The sequence below is a fragment of the Streptomyces sp. URMC 127 genome, from assembly GCF_051386535.1.
In the GTDB taxonomy this organism is placed as follows: domain Bacteria; phylum Actinomycetota; class Actinomycetes; order Streptomycetales; family Streptomycetaceae; genus Streptomyces.
Genome location: NZ_JBPQTW010000227.1, coordinates 1 through 10,759, shown reverse-complemented (window position 1 = coordinate 10,759; position 10,759 = coordinate 1). Strand labels below are relative to the sequence as shown.

11 protein-coding genes, 1 tRNA gene and 1 pseudogene are annotated in these 10,759 nt (G+C 69.3%); 1 reads left to right on the top strand and 12 read right to left on the bottom strand.

Annotated features, from left to right (window positions below):
- The 5 genes and pseudogenes from ACSNOH_RS29670 to ACSNOH_RS29650 form a co-directional block, all read right to left on the bottom strand.
- Positions 1 to 250: pseudogene (locus ACSNOH_RS29670) on the bottom strand (hypothetical protein); the annotation flags it as partial.
- Positions 247 to 660, bottom strand: a complete 414-nt coding sequence (locus ACSNOH_RS29665; protein ID WP_436724531.1) for a MaoC/PaaZ C-terminal domain-containing protein — start codon at positions 658 to 660, stop codon at positions 247 to 249. The pseudogene ACSNOH_RS29670 and the gene ACSNOH_RS29665, both read right to left, overlap by 4 nt.
- Positions 657 to 1,607, bottom strand: a complete 951-nt coding sequence (locus ACSNOH_RS29660) for a bifunctional MaoC family dehydratase N-terminal/OB-fold nucleic acid binding domain-containing protein (RefSeq protein ID WP_436724530.1) — start codon at positions 1,605 to 1,607, stop codon at positions 657 to 659. The genes ACSNOH_RS29665 and ACSNOH_RS29660 overlap by 4 nt, the downstream gene beginning before the upstream one ends.
- Before the next feature lie 335 nt (positions 1,608 to 1,942).
- Positions 1,943 to 2,263 (bottom strand): hypothetical protein, encoded by a 321-nt coding sequence (locus tag ACSNOH_RS29655; protein WP_436724529.1) that lies wholly within the window; start codon positions 2,261 to 2,263, stop codon positions 1,943 to 1,945.
- 384 nt (positions 2,264 to 2,647) lie between these two features.
- A complete protein-coding gene (locus ACSNOH_RS29650; RefSeq protein ID WP_436724528.1) occupies positions 2,648 to 3,517 on the bottom strand; it encodes a putative protein N(5)-glutamine methyltransferase in 870 nt (289 codons plus the stop codon).
- Between the two features lie 308 nt (positions 3,518 to 3,825).
- Between ACSNOH_RS29650 and ACSNOH_RS29645 the strand changes: the two genes are divergently transcribed.
- On the top strand, positions 3,826 to 5,082 hold the full coding sequence (locus ACSNOH_RS29645) for an LmeA family phospholipid-binding protein (RefSeq protein ID WP_436724527.1): 1,257 nt from the start codon (positions 3,826 to 3,828) through the stop codon (positions 5,080 to 5,082).
- A 98-nt stretch (positions 5,083 to 5,180) separates the two neighbouring features.
- On the opposite strand, the gene ACSNOH_RS29640 is transcribed toward ACSNOH_RS29645, so the two are convergent.
- From ACSNOH_RS29640 to ACSNOH_RS29610, 7 genes are all read right to left on the bottom strand, one after another.
- Positions 5,181 to 5,267, bottom strand: a tRNA-Ser gene (locus ACSNOH_RS29640).
- A 97-nt stretch (positions 5,268 to 5,364) separates the two neighbouring features.
- Positions 5,365 to 6,333: a hydroxymethylbilane synthase gene (gene hemC, locus ACSNOH_RS29635; protein ID WP_436724526.1), complete on the bottom strand. Its 969-nt coding sequence runs from the start codon at positions 6,331 to 6,333 to the stop codon at positions 5,365 to 5,367.
- Positions 6,330 to 7,079: an NUDIX domain-containing protein gene (locus ACSNOH_RS29630; RefSeq protein WP_436724525.1), complete on the bottom strand. Its 750-nt coding sequence runs from the start codon at positions 7,077 to 7,079 to the stop codon at positions 6,330 to 6,332. The genes hemC and ACSNOH_RS29630 overlap by 4 nt, the downstream gene beginning before the upstream one ends.
- Before the next feature lie 283 nt (positions 7,080 to 7,362).
- Positions 7,363 to 8,214 carry a helix-turn-helix domain-containing protein gene (locus tag ACSNOH_RS29625; RefSeq protein WP_436724524.1) on the bottom strand — a complete coding sequence of 284 codons (852 nt, stop codon included), beginning with the start codon at positions 8,212 to 8,214 and terminating at the stop codon, positions 7,363 to 7,365.
- A gap of 24 nt (positions 8,215 to 8,238) precedes the next feature.
- Positions 8,239 to 8,763, bottom strand: coding sequence for a DUF6879 family protein (locus ACSNOH_RS29620; protein ID WP_436724523.1), 525 nt, complete (start codon positions 8,761 to 8,763; stop codon positions 8,239 to 8,241).
- Complete coding sequence (locus ACSNOH_RS29615; RefSeq protein WP_391828708.1) at positions 8,732 to 8,977, bottom strand: hypothetical protein; 246 nt, start codon at positions 8,975 to 8,977, stop codon at positions 8,732 to 8,734. Before ACSNOH_RS29615 ends, ACSNOH_RS29620 begins: the two co-directional genes overlap by 32 nt.
- 548 nt (positions 8,978 to 9,525) lie before the next feature.
- The gene (locus tag ACSNOH_RS29610; RefSeq protein WP_436724522.1) at positions 9,526 to 9,780 is read right to left on the bottom strand and encodes a hypothetical protein; all 255 of its coding nucleotides are present in this window, start codon (positions 9,778 to 9,780) and stop codon (positions 9,526 to 9,528) included.
- Positions 9,781 to 10,759: the final 979 nt, after the last annotated feature.

Here is a 10,759-nt window from a genome sequence, read left to right as displayed (position 1 = left end):
CACCAAGGACTCCGGCCGCAGCGAGCTCGCCCTGGCCGCCGAGGCCGTCCGCGCGGCCCTCGCCGATGCCGGCCGCCTGGGCGACGGTGATCTCGGGGCTGGTGTCCATGGTGAAGGTGACCATGCCGTCGACGTCACGGGGGCCGAGCCCGGCGTCGGCGAGGGCCGCGCGGACGGCCTCGGCGGCCAGGGCGAGCTCGCTGCGGCCGGAGTCCTTGGTGAAGGCGGTGGCTCCGGGGGCGGCGGTCATGTGACGGTCCCGGGGCCGTCTGAGCGGGCGACCACGACGCGGCCGGTGACGTGGCGGCCGAGCCGGTTCGTGCCCACGACGGAGATTTCGATGGTGCGCTCGTTCACGGAATGGATCCTTCCGGTCAGCACCAGAACGTCGCCTGGATAGCTGGGCACCCCGAGCCGGATCGAAACTTTCCGGAGGACGGCCTCCGGGCCGAGACGTCCGGTGATGTAGTCGGTGACATAGCGGCCGACCAGACCATTGGTGGTGAGGATGTTCATGAAGATGTCAGGAGTGCCCTTCGCGCGGGCCGCCTCGGCGTCGTGGTGCACATCCTGGTAATCACGGGAGGCGATGGCACCCGCGACGATGAGCGTACGGGTGACCGGAACGGTGAGGGGCGGGAGTTCTTCGCCGGGCGTCATGATTCCGCTCCGTCCGGGCGGTCCGCTCGGGCGCGGAACACCGGGAGTTCCCCGCCCCCGTCCAGTCGTATGAATTCCAGCTCGACTGACATTCCTATGCGCACGGCGTCGTGCGGGACGCCGGTGATGTTGCTGATCATCCGTACGCCTTCGGCGAGTTCGACGAGCACGACGGCGTAGGGCGGGTCGAAGGCCGGGAAGGGCGGGTGGTGCACGACGACGTACGAGTGGACGGTGCCGGAGCCGCAGGCCTCGACGGTCCCCCACTCGGGAGAGCCGCAGCGGCCGCAGCCCGGCAGCCAGGGGAAGCGGAGGGTGCCGCAGGCCGTGCAGCGCTGGATGAGCAGCTTGTGCTCGGCGACGCCTGCCCAGAAGGGGGCGTTGTCGCGGTTGATCACGGGGCGGGGGCGGGCGGGGCGCGGCTCCTCACGGGGCGGCTCGGGCGCCGGGACCGTAGCCGGGGCGTATTTGAGGATACGGAAGCGGTGGGTGCCGACGAGCTCACCGGCGACCCGCACGCGCATCATCGTGGTGATGAAGTAGCCGGTTCCGAGCCGGGTGGTCTTGCGGGGGGAGACGGCCTCGATGACCGTGTCGAACGTGGGCCGGTCGCCGGGACGGAGCGGGCGCACGTACTCCTGCTCGCAGTCAGTCGCGACGACCCCGGTGTACCCCGCGCCGTCGAGCAGGGCGAAGAGCTCCTCGTAGGCGGGGGTGCGGGCGCCCGGGCCGCCGGAGAGGCCGGGCATCGTCCAGGCCTGGAGCATGGTGGGCGGGGCGATCGCGTCCTCGCCGGTGTAGGCGGGGTGGGTGTCGCCCATGGCCTCGCACCAGTGCCGGATCATGGGCAGGTTGACGGGGTCGCGGGCGGACGCGGAGACGGCGGCGGGCCGGCCCTCGAAGGCCTTGAGCAGGTGGTGGACGTCGCTGGGCGGACGCACGGGCAACCCCCTCCCTGTGTTAGCTGACTATCCGTCAGCTCCAGGAGGCCGGTCAAGAAGGCCGGTGTAGAGAGGCCGGTGTGGAGAGGCCGGTGCAGAGAGGCCGGTGTAGAGAGGCCGGTGTAAGGAGGCCGGTCAAGGCCCGCATCCCTCCGGACATGGCTGCGCGGGCCGGACATGGCTGCGCGGCGGCATCGGAATGCCGCCGCGAACCATCACCAGACCCTCTGTGCCGGCCGTCGGGTCACCTGGCCACTCGCTTACCTGGTCACTTGCTCACCTGGTAACCCGATCACCGGTGCCGCCCCCGGCAGTGCCTCCCCCGCCCCGGACTCCCGGGCCTACCAGCGGTCGTCCGTGAAGATGATGGTGACGTTGTCCTGGCGGATGGCCGTGTTGCCGGGGCCGTTGACGCTCGCCGTGTTGGCCGCGTTGTGGGCGCCGGCACCGGTGGCCTGCTGCTGCGTCGTGGTGGAGTTGCCGTCGTTGTGTCCCCCGACGCCGCTGCCGACGACGGCCGCGGCCGCGGCGTTCGACCCGCGGTTCGCCACCTGGTTGCCGTTGCCGTCGTCGGAGGCGTGGGCGACGCCGGAGAGGAGGACGGCGGCCACGGGGACGGCGGCGGCGGTGGTGAGGACGCGAGCAGTGCGGGTGCTAGCCATTTCAATTCCTCCGGAACACTGAGCGGAACTACGAGCGGAACTACGGGCGGCGCTGCTGCGAGCGGACCCGCTGCGGGGCGGGACTGCTGCGCCAGAGCCTGAACTACCTGTCGGCGCAAGACGGTTGGCCGGCCGCCCGGCGATGTTTTCGACGTCGCACAGCAAGATTGCCCGCCCAATCCCCGGCGAACCACCCGTCGCTCTTCATTCCCTCGCAAGCATGACCACTCCTGAATAAACCCCGTCACTTCGCCCGGCCCCAGTCCCCCGCCGCTCAGCGAGCCCTTGAAACCCAAGGGCCACAAGGGCAGAACCGTTCCGGCGAAAATTCGGCCAGTTCCGTAAACATGGCCGCGAAGGACAGGCAGGAGGGGCCGTAAACGCTCAGACGGGACGAGGCCCGGGCGGTGCCGTACCCACCACCACGGTCGCGTCCAGGTCGTCGCACACGACGACCTGCGCGCTCAGCCCGGCAGCCGTGAAGACTCCGGCCGTACGACCCGCCTGGCGCTCGCTCGTCTCGACCAGCAGGTGCCCGCCGGGTGCGAGCCAGTCCACGGCCGCCGCGGCCACCCTCCGCTGCACGTCGAGCCCGTCCGACCCGCCGTCCAGGGCCACCCGCGCCTCGTGGTCGCGGGCCTCGCCGGGCAGCAGGGCGATGGCCTCGGTGGGCACGTAGGGCGCGTTGGCCACGAGTACGTCTATCCGCCCCCGGAGCTCCCGCGGCAGCGGTTCGTACAGATCGCCTTCGTGGACGGTGCCGTCCGCGCCGATGTTCCGCCGGGCGCACCGGACCGCGGCGGGGTCGATGTCGGCGGCGTGCAGTTCGATGTCACCGAGGACCGTGGCCAGGGCGGCGCCCACCGCCCCGGATCCGCAGCACAGGTCGACGACGACCGCGCGCGGGGAAGCGAGGGTGAGGGCGAGGGCGGCGGCCTGCCCGACCAGGAACTCCGTACGCCGCCGCGGCACGAAGACACCGGCGTCGACAGCTATGCGCAGGCCGCAGAACTCGGCCCAGCCGACGACGTGTTCGAGGGGAAGGCCGGCGGCGCGGCGCGCGACCATTTCCTCGGCCTCGGCGGTGGTACGCGCCGCGGAGAGGATGAGCCGGGCCTCGTCCTCGGCGAACACACAGCCGGCGGCGCGGAGCGCGGAGACGGTGCGCGCAAACCCCGAAGGAGAAGAAGAGGAGGAGGCGGCGAGAGGGGAGTGAGGAGAGAGAAGAGAGACAGAAGGAGACGAATCAACCATGAGAGCCTTCCGGATATCCGAAGGGCGCTCTCCGCGGGTCGACTACAGGTGCTGCAGGGAAGAAGCGACCGTACGACCGTGGGATGAGAGCACCCGGCCTGCCACTGCGGTAATGGGTCTCACCTCCTGGGTCGTTTTTCTGCCAACTGGCCGGGAGCAACAGTACATGATCAGCACTCAGCCGGGCAGGTCCACGACAAAGCGGAATTGACGCGCGCACCGGTGTCGTTTTCGGACGTACTGCCGGTAGCCCTTGCGTTCGAGGGGTTCGCACGTGGTGGGATGTAGCGATGCGAACCCCCACCCGCATGCCTTCCCGTCCCCACAACCCGTACGAAGAACTGGCCGAGCTCGCCGACCCGGACCCCCGCACCGAGCCGCTCCCGCTCATCCCCGTACGCCTGGCGCACCCGGAAGCGGAACCGGAAGGGGAGAGAGAACCGGGCATACCCTCGGACACGGAGGCGGACGACGATCCCTGGTCCCCGCCCGACCACCGCCGCGCCAAGCGCCGCCGGGGCCGGAGCCGGCGCCGTCGCCGCAGCCCGTTCGCGGCCGTGCCCCGCGCCCTCAAGCTGCTGATCGCCGTCCTCCTCTGCGGCGGGATCCTGGTCCTGGCGGACCGCTGCGCGCAGATGTACGCGGAGAAGAAGGCACAGCAGAAGCTCCAGCAGGAGCTCCACCTGGCGGCCGCTCCGCAGGTGGACATCCACGGCTTCCCGTTCCTCACCCAGGTCCTGGACAAGCGGCTGCAGCGCGTGGACGTCACCGTGCCGCACGTGGCCGCCGAGCGCGTGTCCCTCGCGGAGGTCCGGGCAAGCGCACGCGACATCCGGCTGACCGGCAGCCTGCCGAACGCCATACGGGGCGCGGTCGTCGGAAACCTGGACGGTGAGGTCCGCCTCTCCTTCGACGACATGACCCGCGAACTCGCCGCCTCCCAGGTCCGCTTCAGCCGGCGCGACGACCACGCCGTCGACGCCGCCGGAAAGCTCACGATCGCGGGCCAGGAGCTGCGCGTACGCGCCCAGGCCCGGCTCCAGCTCTCGGGCCGTCAGAGCCTGTCGACCAACGTCGACGACATGAGCCTGGACCTGCCCGGCATCGCCACCTACCGCCCCGGCAAGGGCAAAGGCCTCACCCTCCACCACGAGACCGCCGAGCGCATCAGCCGCGACGCGGCACGCGCAAAGGCCCTGCTCTCCGTCCCCGCCCTGGCGGAACGGCTGGGCGTCTCCCGGGCCGACGTCGCGACGGCCCTGCGGAGCGAGGAGGAACTGCACCGGCTGACGGGCGCGCCCCGCTTCGTGGAGGCCCTCACCCGCGTCAACCTGGTCGACGCCGCCGTCGACCACCCCTGGCTCCTCAAGAAGCTCGGCATCGACCCCCACCTGATCACAGCCCTGACCAGCATGCGTCTCCCGGAGTTCACGGACCGCCTGGCCTACTCCTTCTCCCTCCCCAAGGAGGCGCGCAACCTGCGCCTGCAGGACGTGAGGGTGGAGAAGGACGGCATCAGGGCGACGCTGGAGGGCGTGGAACTGCCGGTGGGCGAGAAGAAGTGACCGGCCGAGCGGCCGCCCCGGCGGCGCTCCCCACCCACGAAAAAAGGGGCGCCCCACCAGGGGCACCCCTTCCGACCTGCGCAAACGCGCGCAGTGGGCGGAGAGTGTGGGATTTGAACCCACGGTGACATCGCTGCCACGACGGTTTTCAAGACCGTTCCCTTAGGCCGCTCGGGCAACTCTCCCCGCATCGATTCACCTGGAACGATGCGGGGACAGCCTACCGTCTGAGCCGTTCGAACGGGGCTCGTGGTCCGCGCCTGGTCCGCGAGCGGGCTTTCGTCAGTGCGGGATGCCCTCGATGATGTCGCGGGCTCCCTGCCGCAGCAGTTCGGCGCAGACGCGGGTGCCGAGGGTGGCGGGGTCGTTGTCGCGCTCGCCCCAGATGTGGGCGTGGACGAACTTGGACCCGTCGCGGGAGAAGACCATCCCGCGGAGGGAGAGCTGGCCGTCGGGGCCGGTGACGCAGTGTCCGGCGATGGGGCTGTTGCAGTGCCCGCGGAGGCCGTGGAGCATGACGCGCTCGGCGGTGATCTCGGTCATGGTCCGCTCGTCGTTGAGCTGGGAGAGCAGTCCGGTCACGGCCGCGTCGTCGCGGCGGCACTCCAGCCCGAGCGTGCCAGCACCGACGGCGGGCAGCATCTCGTCCACGCTGAAGACCTGGCGACCGCGGTGGGCGATGCCGAGCCGCTCAAGCCCGGAGGTGGCGAGGACCATGGCGTCGAGCTTGGTGCTGATCTTGCGGGTGCCGTCAAGCTTCTCCACCCGAGAGCCGACCGCGCCACGGACACGAACGACGCTGAGATCGGGCCGTACCCGATTGATCTGCGCCTTGCGCCGCACGGCGGAGGTGGCCACGGTGGCACCAGGAGGAAGGTCAGCCAGGGTCTGCCGCTCGGAGCCCTCCGGGAAGAGCAGAACGTCCCGCACGTCGTCCCGGAGCAGGTAGGCGGCGAAGATCAGCCCCTGCGGCAGAGGCCGGTCCCCCGGCACGTCCTTCACACAGTGGACGGCCATGTCGACATCACCGCGCTGCAACATGGTGTCGATCTCTTTGACGTAGAGCCCCTTGCCGCCGAGCTGGGCCAAGTCACCCTGCCACTTGTCGGCCTCCGTGGTCACGGGCACCACGTCGATCTTCAGCTCCGGCTCATGCTTCCGCAGCAGCGCGGAGACCTGCTCGACCTGGGCGAGCGCCATGGGTGAGCTGCGGGTGCCGATCCGGAGGGTGCGTGCGGGGAAATCGGTCATGGTGTGGCCTCCTCGTTCCTGGCTTCCAGGTAACTGGCGGGATGAGCACGGTGGGTGCGCAGAGCTCGTGCGACGCGTGCGGACATACGCGGGTGGAGGATTTCGAGGGCAGGGGCGGTGTACTCCCAGCGCCACGCGTCGATCTCTTCGCGCTGCAGGACGATGCGGCTCTCATCGCCGGAGTACAGGCGGGGCCCGGTGAAGAGGAAGGACAGCCGGTCGCGTCGCTCCGGGCGGGTGGCCTGCAGCCATTCGACGGCGAGGAACTGCCAGGAGTGGGTGTGGAAGGTGAGGCCGAGTTCTTCACGGACTTCCCGCCGGACGGCATCAAGGGGCGATTCCCCCGGTTCAACGAGCCCGCCCGGCAGATGCCACGGCCCGCCGGCCTTCGCCGGATGCACCAGCAACATCCGCCCCAGACGATCCATGATCAGCACGTAGGCGGTGACCGGGAACCCATGCGCCACCGTGACGCCCCCGCCCCGCGCGCCACGCTCCCGCCCATCCTCGTCGGCCTGGTCCTGGTCGACGTCGGCGTAATCGGTGAACGTCCGCCGGAACGGCCGGTGCCCGGTGTCCCGGGCGTGCTCGAACATCCACCCCTCGACGGCCCCGCGGTCGACAAAGCGGCCCGAGTGCGCCCCGCACTCCTCCTCATCCCCAGCCACGCACTCAGCCGTGTACTCGGGACACACCGCCTCGTCCTGCGTGATCGTGTACGGCGCGAACCGAAAGGCGCGGCTCACCGGTGCCCCTCCGCGTGCCTGCGCATCCTGATGTCGCAGTCCGTGACGGTCGTGTAGTCACCTGCCGTCCGGGCGGCCAACCGGGCATCCGCCAACTTCGTGCACTCACCGCAACCGGGGACCGGTTCCGGCGGCTCAAAGGTCGGCAACCCCAGGTGGGGTGCCGGCGACATGGTCGTCCTACGAGTGCTCATCCCCGCTCCTCGCGTCGTCCGAATGGCGACACGCTAGGAGCACGAAAGTCCGACCATCCAGCGAGTTCTACGTTGTTGCACGCGAGTCTTCACCGGAGGGAGTTGAGTGCTGCGGTCACCACAGCTCGGGCCGGCGCCCCGTAGACGGCCAGCTCCCGCAGCTCGGTGAAGGCTTTGACGTACATCGCAACCTCACCCGGCGCCGTGACGGTCACCTGGGCCGTCAGCAGCTCCACGTGGACCCGCTCGTCATCGAAGATGTTGAAGCCCTCCAGGGTCCACATGCCGCGGCTCTGCGCGGTGAACGGGATGATCCCGACCGAGACAGCGGGAAGCGACATGACCGACAGCAGGTGCCCCAACTGGCCGGCCATCGTCTCGGCGTCGCCGATCTGGTAGCGCAACACCGATTCCTCAATCAGCAGAGTGAACCGGTGCCCTGCCTCCTGGAGAACGCGGGCCCGAGCCATACGGGCGTCCACAGCCTCGGCCGTGTCGTCGGGTGTGCCGTGGAAACGGCGGATGACCGAGAGCAATGCGGACGCGTACGCAGGAGTCTGGAACAAGCCGGGTACGACGTGTGACGCATACCCCCGGTGCAGCTTCGTCCGCTCATAGAGCGGGATGCGTGATTCCTGCAGTCGCCGCAGGCCAGTGCGCTGCAGGCGCTTCCACTCCAGATACATGGAGTCGGCGGACCGCGACGCCGCAATGATGTCCGCCGCCTGGTCGTCGGCATCACATGCCGCGCACCATGTACGGATATCCGCGTCGGATGGCGGCGTACGCGCGTTCTCGATGCGTGAGGACTTGGACTTGTTCCACCCGCAGCGTACGGCCAGCTCATGCCCTGTCAGCCCGGCGTCGAGACGGACCTCACGCAGCTTCGCCGCCACTGCCTTGCGTGCAGCTTCGACGCTTGATGACTGATACTTGGGCATGAGCTGACTCGTCTGCTGGCGCCGTTAGACAGCGAACTCCGTGTGGGGCATGCCGCGCTGCCAGACCGCCTCGAACGCCTCGGCGCACAGTTTGATCACCGCCGGGTCGTCGCACAGCTCGTGCCCTGCGGAGGCACCGTCACCGGTGAAGTGCCCGAAGCGGATCAGCCGGTCATCGAAAAGCCAAAAGTCCGCGCCCGGTAGTGCGAGCGTGGCCGCGTCCCTCCTGGGCAGCCATCGGACCTTTTCGCCAGCCGCGACGTTCAGGTACGTCCCGGCATGCTCGTAACGGATGTACTCGCTCACAGGCACGGAGACCACTCGGGCTCGCCGCATCTCCACGCCGCGCGCTACCGCGCTTCGCACCAGGTCGAGCCATGGGCGACGACGCTCCACCGACTCGGGCGTGATCCGTCCGCAGGCTTGCCACTCCGCGAAGTCGTCGGCCTCCGAGGCGACGCTGTACGTGTCCCGCAGCTCCAGATGGACGGCCGACCGGTGGCACTCCCTGATCAGATCAGTGAACGGCGGAACGCTGTTCGGCCTCATCGCACGCCTTCCTGATCAGCGGCACCATGCGCGCCGGAATCCGGATCACTGCTTCCGTGTCGGGGATGTGGCCCACCGTACGGCACTCTGCTTCGGTCTCGTCGTCGGCCTTCCAGCCCTGGAACACGAGGTCGGCGCTCTTGCCGTCCACCCACACCGTGGGGCAGTCGTCGCCATTGGTGTTCGGGTCCTTACCGAAGAACAGTAGAGCCATGACCGTGACTCCCACCTACTCGGTTGCGTCTGGTTGCACAGACGATGGCCCCGAGCTTCCCTCCCGTCAAGGTGCCCTGCCTCCCGTCACAACTTGCAGTCGGCAACGGGCAGAAGGGGCTGGGGAGCCGACCGCAGGGTGAAGACCCGTACCACAGAAAGTCAGCCACGACGGCGGTGCAGCCGAGTGGTCGTGCGCCATGTGTGCACCTGTGCCCCGTCTAAGCGTTCTGCACCACAGGGCACCGGCCCACCCCGGGCCTTCGCGGGCGCCGCGAGCCTCGGCAGGGCGCGGCCGGGCCCGGGGGCGTGGTCCTGGTGGTGGCGCTCGAACCCGGTGACGACGGAGGACGGGGTGCTGAGCGCGTGCCGGAGATCGTAAGGCCGGCAGTTCTCTGGCTGGAGGTCGGCGTCGGCCTCGCCGAGGCGGACGAGGTACATCCGTAGACAATTAGGCTCCACGCATGAGTGCGGTCCGTAGCCACATCGGCTGCGGGCCGCACTCATGCGTGCATACGAGCTTCGCCTCGGCGGAACCTGTCAGTTGGACTACTCAAACGGTGTGTCACCCGAGTTCACCCGGCAGGCGATGGTGTCCTTCGCCGGGTTCACGCAGGTGGTCTTGAAGATGGGGTTGAGAAGGTCGGCGAGCGCACTTGCGATGTCGTTGAGGTCGCAGAAGTAGCCACCATCTCGTGCCTCGCAGGGCAATAGGCTGGTTCCGACAGCGACCGCCGGGTCAGCGGAAGCCGACGGCGCCAGGAGGCCCAGGCAGAGTGCAGGACCGGTAAGCACGGCTGCCACACGAGCCATGGTCCGCATACAGGTATGTCGAGTCACTTTCGCCCTTTCGTTATGCCGACATGAGCGCTGATCGGAACGGGCCCCACTGGTGAGGCCCGTTCCGATTCGGCGCGGCTCGCTACCACGTCAGGAGAACCGCTCCGTTCTGGCCTCGCATGCCCGCCTGCCCAGCGCCGGCTTCGAATCCGGAAGTAATCGACACCTTGCCGCCCTCGCCGCCGCGGCCACCATCACCGCCGTTTCCGCCGTAGACGGGGAACGTGCGATAGACAGGGTCGAGGACAGCAAAACCCCTGCCGCCCTTACCTCCGACCGGACCGTTCGGTCCGAATACTTCGATTCCGTCCGGAAGGTTCGTTCCCGGAGAGCCGGTCAGTCCGGCGCTGCCCAGGGTGGGCGTTGACGATCCCCTCGCCCCGTTGCACCGGGTAGCCAGCGGGGCCGCCTGCCTTACCGCGCCACCCGCGCCACCGGGGTGAGCGCGAGATCCATCCCGGCGAACTGCCCCCTGCCCCGCATTCCCGCCGAGCTGCCCGCCTTCGGCGGAAGCCAGCTCACCTTTGAGGAACTCATTGAGAAACCCGGTTTCAGCGGTTCCGGTCCTGATACTGGTACGTCCACCCGGCCCCGAAGGATGCCCGATCTTCCCTGCGGAGCCGCTCTTCGCCCAGGTCCGGGGATGAGTGACCAGCTCTCCGTTCTTGCCGTGCCTCCAGTTCCACCTCGTGCTCATACCGCCGCGGCCGCCCTTGCCACCCGGCTTCCCGCCCGCACCGCCCTTCCCCAGGACAATGGTCAGGACTTGACCGGGCCTGACGTTCAGCGTGCAGTCGACGAACGCTCCGCTGCTGCCTCCCGCGCCCGAACCACCGGCGCCACCGCTGTCGCCGTCTTCGGGGCCGACATCCGGCTTGCCGTTGCCACCGGCTCCGAAACCGGCCATGACGCCGAGGGGCCCCCGAGGATGCCGACGAGGCCG